The sequence below is a fragment of the Microbacterium sp. NPDC057407 genome, assembly GCF_042803895.1.
In the GTDB taxonomy this organism is placed as follows: domain Bacteria; phylum Actinomycetota; class Actinomycetes; order Actinomycetales; family Microbacteriaceae; genus Microbacterium.
Genome location: NZ_JBHVCA010000001.1, coordinates 246,045 through 264,083 on the forward strand (window position 1 = coordinate 246,045; position 18,039 = coordinate 264,083).

At 71.9% G+C, this 18,039-nt stretch carries 11 protein-coding genes; 3 read left to right on the forward strand and 8 right to left on the reverse strand.

Features of this window, described 5'->3' with window-relative positions; genetic code table 11:
* Positions 1–77: 77 nt before the first annotated feature.
* The 8 genes from ACFUTX_RS01260 to ACFUTX_RS01295 form a co-directional block, all read right to left on the reverse strand.
* Positions 78–1,004, reverse strand: a complete 927-nt coding sequence (locus ACFUTX_RS01260) for an ABC transporter permease (RefSeq protein WP_378860390.1) — start codon at positions 1,002–1,004, stop codon at positions 78–80.
* Complete coding sequence (locus ACFUTX_RS01265) at positions 1,001–1,942, reverse strand: ABC transporter permease (RefSeq protein WP_378860391.1); 942 nt, start codon at positions 1,940–1,942, stop codon at positions 1,001–1,003. Before ACFUTX_RS01265 ends, ACFUTX_RS01260 begins: the two co-directional genes overlap by 4 nt.
* Positions 1,935–3,119, reverse strand: a complete 1,185-nt coding sequence (locus ACFUTX_RS01270; protein ID WP_378860392.1) for a spermidine/putrescine ABC transporter substrate-binding protein — start codon at positions 3,117–3,119, stop codon at positions 1,935–1,937. The genes ACFUTX_RS01265 and ACFUTX_RS01270 overlap by 8 nt, the downstream gene beginning before the upstream one ends.
* A 68-nt stretch (positions 3,120–3,187) precedes the next feature.
* On the reverse strand, positions 3,188–4,354 hold the full coding sequence (locus ACFUTX_RS01275; protein ID WP_378860393.1) for an ABC transporter ATP-binding protein: 1,167 nt from the start codon (positions 4,352–4,354) through the stop codon (positions 3,188–3,190).
* Between the two features lie 270 nt (positions 4,355–4,624).
* The gene (locus ACFUTX_RS01280; protein WP_378860394.1) at positions 4,625–5,428 is read right to left on the reverse strand and encodes a DNA-formamidopyrimidine glycosylase family protein; all 804 of its coding nucleotides are present in this window, start codon (positions 5,426–5,428) and stop codon (positions 4,625–4,627) included.
* On the reverse strand, positions 5,421–10,262 hold the full coding sequence (locus ACFUTX_RS01285) for a DEAD/DEAH box helicase (RefSeq protein WP_378860395.1): 4,842 nt from the start codon (positions 10,260–10,262) through the stop codon (positions 5,421–5,423). Before ACFUTX_RS01285 ends, ACFUTX_RS01280 begins: the two co-directional genes overlap by 8 nt.
* Positions 10,263–10,356: 94 nt before the next feature.
* Complete coding sequence (locus ACFUTX_RS01290) at positions 10,357–12,123, reverse strand: ABC-F family ATP-binding cassette domain-containing protein (RefSeq protein ID WP_378861035.1); 1,767 nt, start codon at positions 12,121–12,123, stop codon at positions 10,357–10,359.
* Between the two features lie 304 nt (positions 12,124–12,427).
* Complete coding sequence (locus tag ACFUTX_RS01295) at positions 12,428–13,096, reverse strand: alpha/beta hydrolase (RefSeq protein WP_378860396.1); 669 nt, start codon at positions 13,094–13,096, stop codon at positions 12,428–12,430.
* A gap of 50 nt (positions 13,097–13,146) precedes the next feature.
* On the opposite strand from ACFUTX_RS01295, the gene ACFUTX_RS01300 reads away from it, so the two are divergent.
* The 3 genes from ACFUTX_RS01300 to ACFUTX_RS01310 all read left to right on the forward strand — a co-directional run bounded on the left by ACFUTX_RS01300 (position 13,147) and on the right by ACFUTX_RS01310 (position 18,016).
* A complete protein-coding gene (locus ACFUTX_RS01300; protein ID WP_378860397.1) occupies positions 13,147–13,815 on the forward strand; it encodes an NUDIX hydrolase family protein in 669 nt (222 codons plus the stop codon).
* A 526-nt stretch (positions 13,816–14,341) separates the two neighbouring features.
* On the forward strand, positions 14,342–15,979 hold the full coding sequence (locus ACFUTX_RS01305) for a hypothetical protein (RefSeq protein ID WP_378860398.1): 1,638 nt from the start codon (positions 14,342–14,344) through the stop codon (positions 15,977–15,979).
* 237 nt (positions 15,980–16,216) lie between these two features.
* Positions 16,217–18,016 (forward strand): hypothetical protein, encoded by a 1,800-nt coding sequence (locus ACFUTX_RS01310; RefSeq protein ID WP_378860399.1) that lies wholly within the window; start codon positions 16,217–16,219, stop codon positions 18,014–18,016.
* The last annotated feature ends 23 nt before the right edge of the window (positions 18,017–18,039 follow it).

Sequence of the window (18,039 nt, forward strand, 5' to 3'; positions counted from 1 at the left end):
AACCCTCCGCGGGTGGCGATTCGATCGGAACGGAGACGGATGCCGCAGCCCGGCGCCGCGGCGATGGAAGCCCGGGCTCAGCCGCCGGTCATCGTGCGCGCGATCTGCGTCGCCGAGTCACCGGCGCGCTTCAGCACGAGCGCCACGAGCGCGAGGGCGACGAGCGTGAGCAGCAGCATGATCGTCGACACGGCCGCGATCTCGGGGCGCAGGCCCGAGCGCACGGCACTCAGGACGTAGACCGGCCAGGGCGTGGTGCCCGACACCTGGACGAACGCCGCCACGATGGTGTTGTCGAGGCTCAGCGTGAAAGCCAGCAGGAAGCCGGCGAGCACGGCGGGCATCGCGAGTGCCAGCGTGACCCGCCGGAACGTCGTGATCGGCTTGGCGTACAGGTCGCTCGATGCCTCTTCGAGGTTGGCGTCCTGGCCGACGAGACGGGCGCGCACGATGTACGACACGACCGCGGTGGCGAACAGCGACGAGCCGATCGACAGACGCACGATGCCGTCGTTGAAGATGCTCAGGCCCAGGTCCTGACCGAGGAACACCATCCACGGCAGCAGGGCGACGGCGTCGACGATCTCGGGGGTGACCGACACCAGCAGCAGCAGGCCGAGGAACCACCACACCCACTTGCCCGGGTACCGGGCCATCGCGATGCCCGCGAGGGTCCCGAGGGCGGTCGCGATGATCGCGGCGATGAGCGCCGTGATGAGCGACACCCGCACCGCGCTCTGGATGGCGGGCTTCTCGAGGATCGTCGCGAACGCGTCGAAGCCGAAGCCGTCCCACGACACCAGCAGGCGACCGGTGTTGAACGAGTAGATGACGATGACGATGATCGGCAGGAACAGGAAGAGCATCACGGCGACGCCCCACACGGTGAACGCCACGTCCGACCAGGAGCGCTTCGCTCGGCTGCGCCTGACGCCCGCGCGCTTCGCGCTCGAGGCCGCCGGCTCCTGCGCCCGCAGCATCGTCTCGGTCGCGGTCTGCGTCATGACAGCACCTCCACGGGGGTCTTGGCCGAGGCATCCGTCGCCGTCTGCCCTTCCGGCGTGCCCAGGACCAGCCGGTTCCGCGTGCGGAACGGAAGCGTCACCAGCCAGATGAGGACGGCCGCGATGCCGATCGTCAGCATGATGACGAGCATGAGCAGCACGGCCATCGCCGAGCCGAGCGCCCAGTTCTGGGCGGTCTGGAACTGGCTGGCGACGAGCTGGCCGACCATGTTGCCCTGCGCGCCGCCGAGCACCGTCGCGGTGATGTAGTCGCCCATCAGCGGGATGAACACCAGCAGCACGCCGGCGATGATGCCGGGCTGCGACAGCGGCAGGGTGACGCGGAAGAACGTCGCCCACTTGCCCGCGCCCAGGTCCTTCGAGGCCTCGCGGAGTGCGGGACCGACGCGGTCGAACGCGACGAACAGCGGCAGGATCATCAGCGGCAGATAGTTGTAGACGACGCCGATGACGACCGCGGTGCGGGTGTACATGAGCGCCAGCGGACCGTCGAGAACGCCGATGCCCTGCAGCAGTGACGACAGCCACCCCTCGGGCGCCAGGATCACCTGCCAGCCGATGGTGCGCACGAGGAAGTTCGTCCAGAACGGCACCAGCACGAGGGCGATGAGCAGCCCCCGGCGGGACGGGTTCACCTTGAAGGCCATCCAGTACGCGACGGGAGCCCCGATGAGGAAGCACAGGACCGTGCCGATGATCCCCACCCACAGGGTGTTCTGGAACGTCGCGAAGAACGTCGGCGAGACGGCCTCGACGTACCGGTCGAACGACAGGATGTCGTTCGCGTGCGTGCCGAAGATGCCCGGCTTGTACCCGAAGCTGAACCACACCACCATCGCCACGGGGGCGACGAAGAACAGCAGGAGCCACGCCCACGCCGGAACGGCGAGCGCGGCTCCTGCGGCAGGCTTACGCACCCGCGGCGGCCTTCATCTCGTTGTAGATCTCCACGCGCGTCTGCTGCGAGTCGTTGAGCTCCTGCTCGCGCATGGAGTCGAGCTGCTCGGGCGTGAAGAAGATGAGCTCGGTGAGCTCGAGTCCCGCTTCCTGGGCGCCGGCCTCCATGTCCTTGCCGCCGACGTTGTAGCCGATGTAGTCGAGGTTCAGCGCGAGGCTCTCGGGCGACATCGAGTAGTTGATGAACGCGTGCGCGGCCTCGGGGTGAGGTGCGCCGGCGGCGATCGCCCAGTTGTCCATCCACAGCTCCGTCACCGGGCCGGGGAGCACCCACTGCCAGCGGTCGGGGTCGCCGCTCTCGAGCAGGCCGAGGCGGGCGTCGCCGTTCCACGCCTGCATCAGCGCCTGCGTGCCCTGCGGGATGGCGTTGGTGCCGGGGTAGGAGTCGAACGCGGCGATGTGCGGCGCGATCTCGTTGACGAGGAACTGGCGCGCCGCCTCCAGCTCGTCGGGGTCTTCGGTGTTCCAGTCGAGGTCGTTCGCCCAGAAGTACGAGCCGATGATGCCGGCCGGGTCGTCCGACATCGACGTCTTGCCGCTCGCCTCGTTCTGTGCGGCGTCGAAGAAGTCCGCCCACGTGGTGAGCTCGCGCGTGATGACGTTCTTGTCGTACACATAGCCGGTGGTGCCCCACGCCTTGCAGACCGAGTACTCGTTGTTCGGGTCCCACGCGCGACCGAGGTAGGCGGGATCCATGTTCGACAGGTTCGGCAGCAGGTCCTTGTTGAACGCCGTCAGCAGGCCGTTCTCGATCATCTGCGGGATGAAGACACCGGTCGGCACCACGATGTCGTAGCCCGAGGTGCCCTTGGCGGCGATGAGCTTCGCGATGAGCTCCTCGTTCGAGCTGTACGAGTCGAGCGTGACCTTCGGGCCGAGCTCCGACGTGAACGAGCTGACGACGTCGGGCGAGTCGTAGTCGCCCCACGTGTAGACCGAGACGGCGTCCTCGAGGTCGCCGCCGCTCGCCTGCGGCTGCGGTGAATTGCCACCCGAGGGCGCGCAGGCCGCGAGCGCGGCGGCGCCGCCGGCGATGGCGGCGATGCTCAGGAACCGGCGACGCGACAGCTCGCGCACGATCGCCGGGGTCGAGGCTTCCGGAGCGAGGATGCGGAGCGGGTTGCGGGGTTCGGTCATCGGGATCTCCTGATTCGGGTGAGCAGGGCCGGTGAAGGCGGATGCTGCGGCTGCGGTTGCGGGGAGGGTCAGGTGGTCGGCGGCGCGACGTATCCGCCTTCGCGGGCGGCCTCGTCGGCGGGGAACAGCAGCACGTGGTGCGCTGCCCACGTGCAGACGACCGCGTCGCCGATGGTGAGCGAGGGTGCGTCGGGCGTCGGGCGCCGGACGATGAGGCTCTGGTCGTCGCCGAGCTGCACCAGGTACTGCATGGTGTCGCCGAGGTGCGACACCCCGATCAGGCGACCGCGCACCGCGTTGGCGTCGGGGAGGACGCCGCCGTTGTCGGCTTCGACCCGGATGTACTCGGGCCGCACCGCCGCTTCCCCCTGCCCGGTGCTCGCGAGCGTCACCGCGGTGCCGCGGACCAGAGCGTGAGGCGACGACACGGCGGCGCCGGACTCGGCGACGGCCCCGCGGAAGAAGTTCTGCTGACCGACGAACGCCGCGACGTAGGCCGACGCGGGCCGCGCGTACACGGTGTCGGCGTCGGCCAGCTGCTCGATGCGGCCGGCGCGCATGATCGCGATGCGGTCGCTCATCGACAGCGCCTCGCCCTGATCGTGGGTGACGAAGACGAACGTGATGCCCAGGCGCGACTGCAGGAGCTTCAGCTCGAGCTGCATCTCCTCGCGCAGCTGACGGTCGAGCGCGCCCAGCGGCTCGTCGAGCAGCAGCACCGCAGGGCGGTTGACGAGCGCGCGCGCCAGGGCGATGCGCTGCTGCTGGCCGCCCGAGAGCTGCGTCGGTTTGCGGTCGCCGAAGCGCCGCATCTGCACCAGGTCGAGTGCCTGCGTCACCTTCTCGCGGATCTCGGCCTTCGGCGTGCGGCGCTGCTGCAGACCGTAGGCCACGTTCTCGGCCACCGACAGGTGCGGGAAGAGGGCGTACGCCTGGAACACGGTGTTGACGTCGCGACGATACGGAGGGATGCCGCGCACCGATGTGCCGGACACGCTGATGTCGCCCTCGTCGGGCTGCTCGAATCCCGCGATCATCCGCAGCGTCGTCGTCTTGCCGCAGCCCGACGGGCCGAGGAGCGAGATGAACTCGCCGGGCTGGATCGTCAGGGAGAGGTCGTCGACGGCGACCTGGTCGCCGTAGCGCTTCGTGACTCCCTGCAGCCGGACCGCGCCGCGGCCTTCTGTCGAGACAGTGGTCTCCGGAGCCGTCTCCGCGTCAGTCGCCGTGGTCACCTGGTGGGGTCCTCCTGCAAGGGGGCCGCGCGACGTTGCACGGCCGGGATGGATGTGTGGGGTATTCAATATCGGGCGCTTCGTCCCCCGCAACGGGCCGCCGATCGAACCGGACGATCCGAGCCGCTGAGGCACCCGCCGCGACAGATCGTCCGGAGTTGTGTAACGGTCAGGAAACCGCGCGGTTTCGGCCCGCTCACGATTCGCCGGGCCGACGTGGGCGGTCAGGGGCCGACAGATCGTCCGCGAGCGGGTCGCCGACTCGCGGATTCAGGCGTTGGCGGGCCGGGTCTGGCACACCGGGCACCAGAACACGATGCGTTCCTTCGTCGGGTCGGCCCCCAATGATCCGCCCTCGATCCGGGTTCCGCACCGGCGGCAGGGGCGCCCCTCCCGGCGATACACCCACGTGGATCGTCCGGGGCGGGAGTCCCCGGTGAACGTGCGACCCGAGCGGTTGCGGTTGGCGCGGATCATGCGGGCGCCGACGTCGACGAGGGCCGCGGCATCCGTCCGATTCGCGGGTGTCGTGGGGAGCACGCCCCGCACGAAGAGGATCTCGTTGGCGTACTCGTTGCCGAAGCCGGCGATGTTGCGCTGATCCTGGATCGCGACGTGCACGGCCCGGGAGTCCGCGCCCAGACGCCGGGCCGCTTCGGCGGGATCCCAGTCGGCCGACAGCGGATCGGGGCCGAGGTAGTCGACGAGCTGACCCTCTTCGGAAGTGGGCACGAGCTTGATGTCGGCCAGATCGAAGCCCACCGTCTCCCACTCGGTGCCGTCGGGCGCGGTGGCGCCGATCACCGCCCGAGCCTTGAACGCGGCGTTGCGCCAGCGCTCGCCGCGCCGGTAGACGTGCCACTCGCCTTCCATCTTCAGGTGCGTGTGGAGCGTCGCGTCGCCGATCCGGTGGAGGATGTGCTTGCCGCGCGGCACGACGTCGTGCACCGTCTCGCCGCGCAGGTCGGCGGTCGCCAACTGGGGCACGCGCAGTTCGAACCGCGTCACCACCGCCCCCGCGAGCACCTCGTTCAGGCGTCGCGCGGCGCGGAAGACGGTATCGCCCTCAGGCACGCGCCGGCCCTGCACTCTGCCGCGCGGCGCGCTCCGCATCGCCGGCGGTGAGGCGGCGCAGCGTCAGCCCGCGCGGTGACTCGGCGAACCCGGCGTCGCGCAACGCGCGCCCCCACCCGGTTCCGTGCACGAACGCGCCGTTGACCTGCTCGATGGTCAGTGTGTCGAGGTGCCGCGCCCGTGCGGTCGCCGCCAGATCGCGGGTCGCGGCCTCGATCGCGGCGGTGTCGCCGGTGAACGCCAGAGCCGACTTGCCGCCCCGCTCGAGGTACAGCACGAGGACACCGTCGACGAGCACGACCAGGGCCCCCGCCTTGCGGCCGGGCCGGTGCCCCACGCCCTCGAGCGGCGGCCACGACAGCGCGGCGCCGTACGGGTTGGCCGGGTCGGTCGCGGCGAGGGTGACGGCCCGCAGAGGCGGCGGGTCGGGGAGTCCGGCGAACTCTCGCAGCCGGTCGACGGTGGCGGATGCCGCGAACTGCGCCGCGCCCAGCTTCTCGACCACGTACCCGCGCCGGCAGTGGCCCGCCTCCTCGAACCCGGCCAGCACCCGGTAGGTCTGCGCGAACCCGCCCGGCACGCCCTCGGCCTGCACCGCGCCGCGGGTGACGACGCCGTAGCGGTCGAGCAGGAGGCTCGCGGCGGCCGTCGCGCGCAGCGCCGGGTCGGGCTCGGGCGTCGGGAGCAGCGACCATCGCCCGCCGACCGACGTCGGACGCGGTGGCACGGATGCCGCCACCGCCCGCACCGCGGCGCCCCGGTAGAGACGCGTGCGCGGCGCCATGCGGGCGACGCGGTGAGCCTGCGATCCACCGCCGACGAGCGTGCGGACGGGAGCGAACGTGTCGTTGGTCACGCGGCCCGCCCACGTCAGGCGCCACAGCGCCTCGATGACGGACTGCTCGTTCTCGGCATCCGTCACCTGCCGCAGCTGCGCCGCGAAATAGCCGCCGCCCGCCGACAGCGCCGACAGCAGCCGGTCGTCGAGCGACCCGGGGGCGACCTCGTCGTCGCTCGTCGTCAGCGTCAGCGGCAGAGCGTCGGCCGGATGCAGAGCCACCCAGCCGTCACGGCCGGGCAGGCTGCCGTGACCCGACCAGACGACCTCGCCGGTCGCGGTCAGCTCATCGAGCATCGTCGGCTGGTAGTCGCTGACACGTGCCGGCAGGATCAGCGACTCCCACGCGCTCGCCGGGATGGGCACACCGGCCAACTGCTCCACGACGGCCGCCACGCCGTCGACGCCCTCGAGCGGACGCGTGACGTGCTGCCACACCGGCAGGAAGCGGGCGAACGCGTCCTGCGACACCGGCTCGACGCTGCCCCGGATCGCCGCGAGCGACCGCATCCGCAGGCGCCGCAGCACTTCGGCGTCGCACCATTCGGTGTCGTCGCCCGCCGTTCCCGACGAGGCCGGCAGGAAGAAGCCGCTCGCGATGCGCCCCTGCGACTCGAGACGCTGCAGGGTGAGCCGCGCGACCGCGACGCCCACGCCGAGGCGCTGGGCCGCGGCATCCGCCGTGAAGGGTCCGTGCGTGCGCGCGTATCGCGCCACGAGGTCGCCGAGCGGATCGGCGAGGGGTTCGAGGAACGCCGTCGGGATGCCGACCGGCAGGGCCACCCCGATGGCGTCGCGGAGCCGGCCGGCGTCTTCGACCGCCGCGAACCGCGGGGCGCCGGCGATCGTCACGGGAATCGCGCGACGGGCGGTCACCAGGGCATCGAGCAGCGCGGCGGCCTCGGCCTCGGACGCGCTCGTGCCGCTCGCCCCGTCGCCCTCGGGCTGCAGGCGCTCGGCGACCTCGGCCGCGTCCAGCGGCCCGAGGATGCGCAGCAGGTCGGCGACGCCCTCGACGCCTCGGGCGCGCCGCTCGGGGTCGAGGCGCTGCGCCTCGCGCTCGAACTGCGCCAGCACGTCGGGGTCGAGCAGCTCGCGCATCTCGATCTTGCCGAGAAGCTCGGACAGGAGCGCGGGATCGACCGACAGCGCGGCCGCTCGGCGTTCGGCGAGCGGCGAGTCGCCCTCGTACATGAACGCACCGACATATCCGAACAGCAGATCGCGCGCGAACGGCGAGGGCTGGGACGGCTCGGTCTCGATCAGCCGGATGCGCCGGTCGCCGATGCTGCGGGCGATGCGCAGCAGCGCGGGCACGTCGTAGACGTCCTGCAGCACCTCGCGGAGGGTCTCGAGGATGATCGGGAAGGTCGGATAGCGACGCGCGACCTCGAGCAGCTGCGCGGACCGCTGCCGCTGCTGCCACAGCGGGCTGCGGCGTCCCGGGTTGCGGCGGGGCAGGAGCAGCGCCCGCGCCGCGCACTCGCGGAACCGCGAGGCGAACAGCGCCGACCCGCCGACCTCTTCGGTGACGATCTGCTCCAGCTCGTCGGGATCGAAGACGAACAGCTCGGCGCCGGGCGGCTCGGCCGAGGCATCCGGAATGCGCGCGATGATGCCGTCGTCGCTCGCCACCGCCGAGCCCTCGACGCCGAGTCTCTCGCGGATGCGGGCGTTCACGGCCAGCGCCCACGGCGCGTGCACCTGCATGCCGTACGGGGAATGCAGGATGACCCGCCAATCGCCGACCTCGTCGCGGCCCCGCTCCACGGTCAGCTGACGGTCGGTGGGAAGGGTGCCCGTGGACTCGCGCTGCTCGGCGAGGTAGGCCAGCAGGTTGCCCTGCGCGTAGGCGTCGAGACCCGCGTCGGTCAGCCGCGCCTGCGCCTTCTCGGGCCCGGCGGTCGACACTTCGCGCGAGAACTTGCCGAGCGCCTCGCCGAGCTCGGCCGGGCGCCCGATGCCGTCGCCGTGCCAGAACGGCACCTTGCCGGGCTGCCCGAAGGCCGGCACGACGTTGACCCGGTCGTGCGTGATCTCGACGATCCGCCAGCTCGTGGTGCCGAGCGTGAAGACGTCGTTGACGCGCGACTCGTAGACCATCTCTTCGTCGAGCTCGCCGACACGGGCGTTCTGCGACTCGCCCGCGACGAAGACGCCGAAGAGACCGCGGTCGGGGATCGTGCCGCCGCTCGTCACGGCGATGCGCTGCGAGCCCGGTCGCCCGGTGAGGGTGCCGTGATCGCGGTCCCACACGAGGCGGGGGCGCAGCTCGGCGAACTCGTCGGACGGGAACCGGCCCGCCAGCAGATCGAGGGTCGCCTCGTAGGCGGAACGGGGGAGCGAACGGAAGGGCGCGCTGCGCTTGAGGGTCTCGTACCAGCCCTCGACGTCGACCGGGCCGAGAGCGCACGCCGCCACCGTCTGCTGGGCGAGGATGTCGAGCGGGTTCTGCGGGATCGAGATCGCCTCGATCTGCCCCGCGAGCATGCGCTCGGTGACGATGGCCGTGTGCAGCACGTCGCCACGGTGCTTCGGGAACAGGGCGGCCCGGCTGACCTCGCCGACCTGGTGGCCGGCGCGACCGATGCGCTGCAGGCCCGACGCGGCGCTCGGGGGAGCTTCTACCTGGATCACGAGGTCGACGGCACCCATGTCGATGCCGAGCTCGAGGCTGCTCGTCGCGACGACGCAGCGGAGCACGCCGGACTTCAGCTCTTCTTCGACCTGCGCCCGCTGCTCCTTCGACACCGAGCCGTGGTGCGCCTTGGCGAGCACCGGGTCGGCCCCCGCGGTCGCGCCCGCCTGCGCCTCCCCGATCGCCCCTCCGCGCGGAGCATTCGCTCCCCGCGGAGCCTCTGCTCCGTGGGCCCGTACGGTTGCCGGTACGGATGCCTCGGGCATGTCGAGTCCGAGCCGCTCCGAGTAGATCTCGTTGAGGCGCCCGGTGAGCCGCTCGGCGAGCCGGCGGGAGTTGCAGAACACGATCGTCGAGCGGTGCTGGAGGATGCGGTCGACGATGGCCTCTTCGACGTGCGGCCACACCGAACCCGTGATGGCCGGTTCACCGGGATTGGTGGCCGGCTTCGACTGCCCGTCGGCGAACCAGTCCTCGTCGATGACCTCGCCCACCGTGACCGGCTCGGACCCGACGTCGGCGCGGCTGTTCGACCACGGCTCGGCGCCGGGCGGGGGCGGCGGGTTGAGCATGTCGTCGATCGGCACCACGACCTGCATGTCGAACGCCTTGCTGGCCCGGGGCGCCACGATCTCGACCGGCGCGGACCCGCCGAGGAACCGGGCGACCTCGTCGATCGGCCGCACCGTCGCCGACAGGCCGATGCGCTGCGCCGGTGCGTCGAGGAGGGCGTCGAGCCGTTCGAGGCTCACCGCGAGGTGCGCCCCGCGCTTGGTCGCCGCGACCGCGTGCACCTCGTCGACGATGACGGTGTGCACGCCCTTGAGCGTCTCTCCGGCCGCGCTCGTGAGCATGAGATAGAGCGACTCGGGCGTCGTGATCAGGATGTCGGGCGGGGCCGACACCAGCTTGCGGCGGTCGGTCGAGGTCGTGTCGCCGGACCTCACCCCGACAGAGACCTCGGGCACCGCCATGCCCAGACGCCGCCCGGACTGGCCGATGCCGACCAGCGGTGACCGCAGGTTGCGCTCGACGTCGACGCCCAGCGCCTTGAGCGGAGAGATGTACAGGATGCGGGTCGGCGGGGCCGAGGCATCCGTCGCCCGTCGTCCCCTCGATCGGCGGGCGCCGTTCGCGCTGTCGTCGGGCGGTGCGGCGGCCTTCTCGCGGAACACGCGGTCGATCGCCCACAGGAACGCCGACAGCGTCTTGCCCGACCCGGTCGGCGCGACGACGAGCGCGTGCTTGCCGTGCGAGATCGCCTCCCACGCGCCGAGCTGGGCATCGGTCGGCGCCGCGAAGGCGCCACGGAACCAGTCCTGCGTGGCAGGGCTGAAGCGCTCGAGCACGGTGCTCATCCCTCCATCTTGGCCGCTGGCACCGACATCCGGGCGGGCTTGACCCGGCCCTTCGCTCACGGCAGAAGGGCCGCTGCGCGCGCCGGGCCGCCCCTCAGATCTCGGTCAGCGAGCCGTCAGGCGCGAGCTCGAGGGTTGTGCGGATGCCGAGTCTCGCGAGGAACGCGTCGTCATGGCTCACCACCAGCACGGCGCCCCGGTACGCCGCGAGCGCGTCGACCAGCTGCCCGACGGTGTCGAGGTCGAGGTTGTTGGTCGGCTCGTCGAGCACGAGCAGCTGCGGGGGCGGGTCGGCCAGGAGCAGCCGGGCCAGGGCGACGCGGAACCGCTCCCCGCCCGACAGCGTCGACACCGGCCGGTCGACGGCGTCGCCCCGGATGAGGAACCGCGCCAGCCGATTGCGCAGCGCCGCGACCGGCACCTGCGGGGCCGCGGCGGAGACGTTGTCGAGCACCGAGGTGTCGTCGTCGAGGCCGTCCACCCGCTGCGGCAGGTACCCGACGCGGTCGGTATGCAGCTCGACGTGCCGGACATCGCGGAAGAACGCGGTGTCCGCCCGCTTCCGGCCCTCCGTCATCGGCGTGTCTCCTGTTTTCCCGACGCCGGCGGCCGCCGCCCCACCGCTCGTCACGGCCATCGGTGAAACGGCGGGGCCGAACCGGCCCGATCCGGCCGCTGGAAGCCCCGAACCCGCGGTTCGTCCCCGCGGATTGACGCCGCCGACTAGCGCCTCGAGCAGCGTGGTCTTGCCGGCGCCGTTGGGGCCGACGAGGGCGACCCGCTCCGGGCCCTGGATCGTCCAGGCGCGGGCGCCGTCGCCGATCGTCGCGATGCGGCGGCCCGACGGCACGCCGGGGTCCGGCAGATCGATGCGCACCGCGTCGTCGGCGCGCACCCGCCGCTCGGCGGCGTCGAGTGCGGCACGGGCCTTGGCCTCGCGGTCGGCCTTCTCGTCGCGGAGCTTGCCGGCCGACACCTGGGCGGCCATCTTCCGTCCGCCCGCGACGATCTTCGGCACGCGCTTCTCGACCTGGGCCTTCCGGCCCATCGCCGCCCGGTGGGCGATCGTCGTCTCGGCCGCGATGCGGTCGCGCTTCTCACGACGCACGACCTGCGCCGCCGCCTTCTCGGCGCGCTTCGCCGCGTCCTGCTCGGCGTCGAGCCACGCCCGCCACTGCGAGTACGGGCCGCCGAAGACCGACAGCTCGTTCGCGTACAGCTCGGCCGTGTCGTCCATGAGCTCGAGCAGTGCCAGGTCGTGGCTCACCACGATGAGCGTCCCCCGCCACGCCCGCACCAGTTCTCCCAGCCGCGCGCGTGCCGCGCGGTCGAGGTTGTTCGTCGGCTCGTCGAGGAGCGTGATCGCGGGCGCACGCATCCGGATGCCGGCGATCGCCGTCAGCACGGCCTCGCCCCCGGACAGCTCGCCGATGCGCCGGTCGAGCAGTTCGGGTGCGAGTCCCGCGTCGGCCAGCGCCGCGCGGGACCGGGACTCGACGTCCCAGTCCGAGCCGACGGCGTCGAAGTGCCGGGGATCGGCGTCTCCCGATTCGATCGCGCGCAGCGCCGTGAGAGCCGTGGCGACGCCGAGCAGCTCGGCGACGGGCCGGTCGACGTCGAGCGTCAGCTGCTGCGGGAGGTAGGCGGCATCCGTCGATGTCGACACGTGCCCCGTGGAGGGCACGAGTTCGCCGGCGATGAGCCGGAGCAGCGTGGACTTGCCGGAGCCGTTCCGGCCGACGAGTCCGGTGCGGCCGGCGCCGAAAGCGCCGGAGACGTCCGCGAGAGCGGACGAGCCGTCGGGCCACGTGAACGAGACGTGGTCGAGGACGACAGCGGGGGTGAGGGTGTGGGCGGGCATGAGGCCTCCGAGGTCGGTCATGCGCTGACACCGGATGCCGCGGCCCGCGCGGCGCCGGCGGCGAGAGCCGGCGGATGCCGAGGGGGAACGGAGCGGTCGACGGTCAGCGCGGGTTCGGGGCGCTGACAACGTCGTGAGCGGCAGCGGACGCTGACGCTCGGGTTCCGAGCGGCGGCCGGTGGCGGCCTGTCGAAGGACGACGGAGCAGCGCGATTACAGCGCGGTCGCGTCGATGAGCTTCAACGGTCTTCCTGACCTCGGGAACAGAGACAGCGCCCACCCTACCCGGTCGTCCCCGGGGTCGTCACGCGGAGACGTCGCGGCCGGGTCGCTCGAGCTGCTTCTCCAAGAACACCCGCACGTCGGCCAGTTCCTGCTCCGAGACGCTGTGGGTGAGGCCCGGGTAGACGCGCCCGCTCAGGTCGACGCGGCTCGGCAGCCACTCGGTCGTGTGCGTCACGAGGAAGTCGGGGATCACGTCGTCGTTGGTGCCGCGTCCCCAGAAGACGGGCGGCCGTACCTCGGCGAGCTCCGCGTCGCGGGGCAGATCCCCGGGCGTCACGTACCCCGACAGGTTCACGGCGAAGGCGAAACGGTGCGGGTCGAGGCGCATGGCCTGCAGCGACACGGCGGCGCCCTGCGAGAAGCCGAGCAGACCGATGGTGCGATGAGCGGATGCCGCGGCATCCGTCCACTCGATCAGCCGGACCGCGGCGGCCGTCACGTGCGCGGTGTCGCGCGACTCGAGTCCCTCGATGGGGTACCAGGAGTACCCCGGGGCGGGGAACGGCGGGGTCAGCGGGGCGCGGACGGCGGCGACGGCGAACTCGGCCGGCAGGTACGGGACCAGGCCGAAAAGATCGCGCTCGTCGGCGCCGTAGCCGTGCAGCAGCACGAGCAGCGGTCGTCCGTCGCGTTCGGACTGCTCCGCCGACCACAGCACCGCGTCGACGTCGAGGGGCGAGTCGCTCATCGTCCTATCGTGCCAGGGTGCGGGCGAGGCGGGTGAGGTATACAAGAGGCATGCCGGTCCGCACGCCAGACCCCGACCCGAACGAGCGCGACGACTCCGACACGCCTCGCGACCCGCTCGGCGGCGTCGGGGCGTCGTTCGGACAGGGCGGCCATCCGGTCGGCGACGGCAGCTTCGGCTCGCCTGCACCGGGCAGCGGGACGAACCCGGCCTGGCTGACCGACGTCGAACTGGCCGAGGCCCGACGCCGGCTGCCGATGCTCTACGTCGAAGCGCTCCCGGTGCGCACCGACGGCGTCGGGGTGGTGACCGAGGTCGGGATCCTCCTGCGCGCCACCCCGCTCGGCGAGATCACGCGGACGCTCGTCTCGGGCCGTGTCCGGTACGGCGAGACGGTGCGCGACGCACTGTTCCGGCACGTCGAGAACGACCTCGGGCCGATGGCGTTCCCGCTCCTGCCGCCCCAGCCGACACCGTTCACGGTGGCCGAGTACTTCCCGATCCCGGGTGTCAGCGCCTTCCACGACGACCGCCAGCACGCCGTCTCGCTCGCGTTCGTCGTTCCCGTGACGGGCACGTGCGAGCCCCGCCAGGACGCGCTCGAGGTCACCTGGATGACGCCGCAGGAAGCGGCATCCGACGCCCTCTCCGCCGAGATGGAGGGCGGCCGCGGCACCCTGGTGCGCCTCGCTCTGGCGAGCGTGGGCGCGCTCCGCTGACCCGCACGCGCCTCGCCGTCGTGGCCTGCTGAGGTGACGGGCGGGTGCCGGATGCCTCGGCCCGAGGCATCCGCTGCACTTTCGGGTATCCGCGCCGTCGCGTGACGCAGCGCTCGCCGGGAACTGCAGCGGTCGCGGCCGCCGACGGTTGGTTCGCGGATCGCCGTGCCGGATGCCTCGGCCCGCGGCATCCGCTGCACTTGCCGGTATCTGCGCCGTCGCGTGACGCAGCGCTCGCAGGAAAGTGGCGCGCTCGTGGCCCGCGCCCCGGCGTGACGCAGCGCTCGCCGCAACCGGAGGCGGCGGGCACCCGGGAAGGGTGGCCGGCGCTCAGGTAGGGCAGGTATCCTGCCCCTGCCGATTGCGCGCGCGGCGGCGACACGAACCGGATGTCGCCGAGGCGAGGCGTCCGGCGCCCTCGCCCCCTCGTCAGCATCACCCGTGGTCGGCGTGCAGCGCCGGAGCCGCATCGTCCCGCTCCGAGCGGCCCAGTGTGTGTGAGCCCCCTGCAGAAGCGGAGACCCCGATGTCCGACAAGGTCGTACCGGCCCGGAGCAGTTCCGACGACGAGGCCGCCTTCGAGCGCCTGCTCGGCGGTGACGGCAACGGGACGTCGGGGCCCGCGTTCGCGGTGTCGTTCCGCGGCTACGACAAGGAGCAGGTCGACGCCGCCGTCGCCGAGCTCGAAGCGCGGGCGCGGTCGGCCGCGGAGCAGGTCGCGACGCTGAAGCAGAACCAGCGTCGAGCCAGCGCGGCCGTGGCACAGAGCCGCGAGAAGCTGGCGTCGCTCGAGACCGAGCTCGAGGCCGCGCAGCGCGAACGCGACGAGGCCGTCTCGCGGCTCGACGCCGCCGTGGCGGAGGCCACCGCGGAGAGCGCCGACGCGGTGGCCGCGCTCGAAGCCGAGCTGGCGGCGACGGCCGCCCGGGCCGCGAACGCCGAGAGCCGTGTGCAGGCGCTGAGCGAGGAGCTCGTGGGAGCGCCCGACGAGACGCCGAACCGTCGGCAGTTCGAGGAAGTGCTGCACGTCGCCGAGGAGCAGGCCAGCGTGCTGCTGCGCAACGCCACCGTTCAGGGGGAGCGTCTGCTCGAGGCCGCCCGGGCCGAGATCGAGAAGCGCCGCAAGGACTCGCAGGCCGAGGCCGATGCGATCCTGTCGCAGGCGCAGCACGAGGCGCAGCAGGTGCGTCTGCGCATCGACACCGAGCTCACGGCGCACCGGTCGATGATCGAGCGCGAGACCGCCCACGCCGCCGAGAAGGTGGCACAGGCCGAGCGCGAGGCCGCGGCCATCCGGTCCGAGGCCGAGAAGGGCGCCGCGGCGCTGCGGTCGATGGTCGCCCGCGAAACGGCCGAGGCGCGCGCGGAGGCCGAGGAGGCGGTGCGCGAGCTCCGCGTGCGGGCGCTCGATTTCGAGGCATCCCTCACCCGCCGTCAGGACGACGCGCAGCAGGAGTTCCTGGTGCTGCACAACCAGGCCGTGGCGCACGCCGAGCGCATCACCCAGGACGCCAACGACCAGGTCGCCGCGTCGCTCGAGCACGCGCAGCGGGTGTCGGCGAAGGCCGACGACTTCGAGCGGCTCATGCGCGCGCAGGCGCAGCAGATCGAGGCCGACGCGCACGTGCGGGCACGCGAGCAGCTCGACCAGGCGAGCGTCAAAGCGCAGCGCATCATCGACCTCGTGACGAACCACTCGCAGGCCGTGCTGCGCGACGCCGAGGACCGCACGCGCCAGCTGCGCTGGCAGCAGCACCAGCTCACGAGCTTCATGGCGGAGGTTCGCGAGATGATCCGCCCGGAGGGCCTGCTGGGCGACGGGCGCGCCGATGGCGGAACGGATGCCTCGACCCCGGCGGTCGCCCCCGCCGAAGACGCCGTCCGGGACCGAGACGGCGAGCCGGAGGATGAGGCTCCCGAGGACGAGGCTCCGGAGGACGGGGATCCCGAGGACGACGCCGCCGAGGGCGATGCTGCTGACGATGACGACGCCCCCGAGGACGAGGCTCCCGAGGACGAGGCTCCCGAGCGCGACGCTGCTGACGATGACGACGCTGCCGGCGAGGCGGAGATCCCACAGCTCGAGGCAGAACCGGACCACGCGGACACCGAGGGCGATGGCCTCGAGGCCGACGAGGAGTCCCTGGAGTCCGCCGCGCGCTGAGCGTCCGATCGATATGGCTGGGGCACCGATGCCCCGGCAACGCGCACCGCTCCCGGCACGCGAAGATCTCCGCCCCGCCGTTACCGGCAGGTAGCCGACCTGCGCCATAGTGTGAAGCCGGACGGCGCAGCGGAGGGCCGCGGACAATGAAAAAGGTGTGCTTTGGTTTCAGGTGAAGGAACGAGAATCCCGGGTCGGGGCGCGTCGAGCGGAATCCGCCACGGACGCCGGAGGGGCATGCGCGCGGCGCTGGCTGCATCGGCGCTCACGGCCCTCGTCGTCTCGCTGACCGCGGGGCCCGCGCAGGCCGTTTCCGCCGATCCGGACACGTTCTGCGATGTCCCCGGTCAGGAGCTGGCGATCTCGCCGATCTCCGGTTTGGAGGAGGGGGAGAGCGTGACTTGGCTCTCCACCGTGAAGGGCACCACACCGACTCAATTCACGGGCGAGTACATCGGCAAGCTCGAGAACGGGCTCGGCTACGACGCGAACGGCGACCCCCGCGACGTGCTGCTCGTGAGGCTCGACGGTGACGTCGTCAACGGCGGCGGCAGCTCTCTGCCCGCCGGCGTATGGGCGGGCGCCTCGGGCTCGCCCGTGTATGACGCAGACGGAGCGCTGATCGGCGCCGTGTCGTACGGGTTCTCTTGGCTCGCCGACAACGTCGCAGGGGTGACGCCCGCTGCGTACCTGAAATCGATCGGTCAGCTTCCGGGCGCGAAGAATCTGGGACCGGCGGCTCAGCAGCAGGTCTCCCGGATGGCGGGAGAGGCTCCGCCCACCGCCGCGGAGGGGCGTGCGACGATGCGACCCCTGCAGGCCGTTCGGGTGACGACGGGTACGACCGCCGCGAAGCTGGATGAGATCTCCGCGAGGCTCGCCGACACCGTTCAAGGCTTCAGGCCGTTCGCCATGAGCGGGCTCGCCATCAGCGGCGGCGTGAACGACGGGGCCGACTACCCGATCGTCGCGGGAGGCAACGTCGCCGTGTCCTACGCATCGGGCGCGGTGACACTGGCCAGCGTCGGCACGGTCACCGCGGTGTGCGGTGACGAAGTGTTCGCGTACGGTCACCCCGACAACTGGAACTCGAAGATCGCGGCGAATGTGCACGGAGCGTCGGCGGCGCGGATCGTCCCCGACCTGGGCCAGTCGTACAAGCTGGTGAGCGCGATCGGCCGGGTCAAGGGCAAGGTCGTCGACGACCGCCTCGCGGGCGTCCGGGGCATCCTCGGCGCCGGCCACACGACGATCCCGGTCACGACGACCAGCAGTGTCGGCGATCACCACAGCACGGCCGTCACGCACGTCTCCGAGCCTCTCGCCGTCGCCTCGGCGGCAGCGGCGCAGATGGGCAACGACGCGACGCGGATGCTCGACAACAGCTGGCAGGGGGCGGCCGGGGTGCGCTGGTCCATCGAGTACCAGCGCGAGGACGGGTCTCGCCACACGTTGACCAACAGGGACCGCTATTCGGACCCTTACGCCTTCCCCGAGGTGGTCGCCTGGGGTGTCTCTGACGACATCGCGGCGCTGCAGGCCAACCCCTTCGAGGATGTGAAGGTGTTGTCGGTGAACGTCGCCACCACGTTCGCCGATGGTTACCGCGCCGGCCGCGTCTCGGGCGTGCAGGTGCTGCGGGGCGGGAAATGGGCGACGGTCGCGCCCGGGAGCACGCTCAAGGTGACACGTGGCGTCACGTACAGCTTCCGCACCGTGCTCGCACCCGCTCCGGGTACGGAGCGGGTGACGGAATACCGTCCGTTCACCGTGACAGTGCCGAAGAACCTCCGGAAGACGCTCGCAGTGACGGTCCAGGCGCCCTCCCAACCTGAGATCGAGGACGACGCCTCGAGTTTCGACGAACTGATCGCGACCCTCGATGCCCATTGGCGATCCGACCTCATCGACCGCACCCTCCGATTCACCACGACTTCCGGGCAGAAGTACGTGCGGGACCGCCGCTTGGCGGCACCGACGATCGTCATCGTCGACGGCACGCGGGTGAGCTTCACACTCGAAGCCGCCACGCGCTAGCGCCCCACGGGCAGGGAAGGAGA

Excerpts from the sequence above, each read along its gene's own strand:
- ACFUTX_RS01260 (WP_378860390.1), bottom strand. The coding sequence starts at position 1,004 with ATGACGCAGACCGCGACCGAGACGATGCTGCGGGCGCAGGAGCCGGCG.
- ACFUTX_RS01270 (WP_378860392.1), bottom strand. The coding sequence starts at position 3,119 with ATGACCGAACCCCGCAACCCGCTCCGCATCCTCGCTCCGGAAGCCTCG.
- ACFUTX_RS01285 (WP_378860395.1), bottom strand. The coding sequence starts at position 10,262 with ATGAGCACCGTGCTCGAGCGCTTCAGCCCTGCCACGCAGGACTGGTTC.
- ACFUTX_RS01290 (WP_378861035.1), bottom strand. The coding sequence starts at position 12,123 with ATGCCCGCCCACACCCTCACCCCCGCTGTCGTCCTCGACCACGTCTCG.
- ACFUTX_RS01295 (WP_378860396.1), bottom strand. The coding sequence starts at position 13,096 with ATGAGCGACTCGCCCCTCGACGTCGACGCGGTGCTGTGGTCGGCGGAG.
- ACFUTX_RS01300 (WP_378860397.1), top strand. The coding sequence starts at position 13,147 with ATGCCGGTCCGCACGCCAGACCCCGACCCGAACGAGCGCGACGACTCC.
- ACFUTX_RS01305 (WP_378860398.1), top strand. The coding sequence starts at position 14,342 with ATGTCCGACAAGGTCGTACCGGCCCGGAGCAGTTCCGACGACGAGGCC.
- ACFUTX_RS01310 (WP_378860399.1), top strand. The coding sequence starts at position 16,217 with ATGCGCGCGGCGCTGGCTGCATCGGCGCTCACGGCCCTCGTCGTCTCG.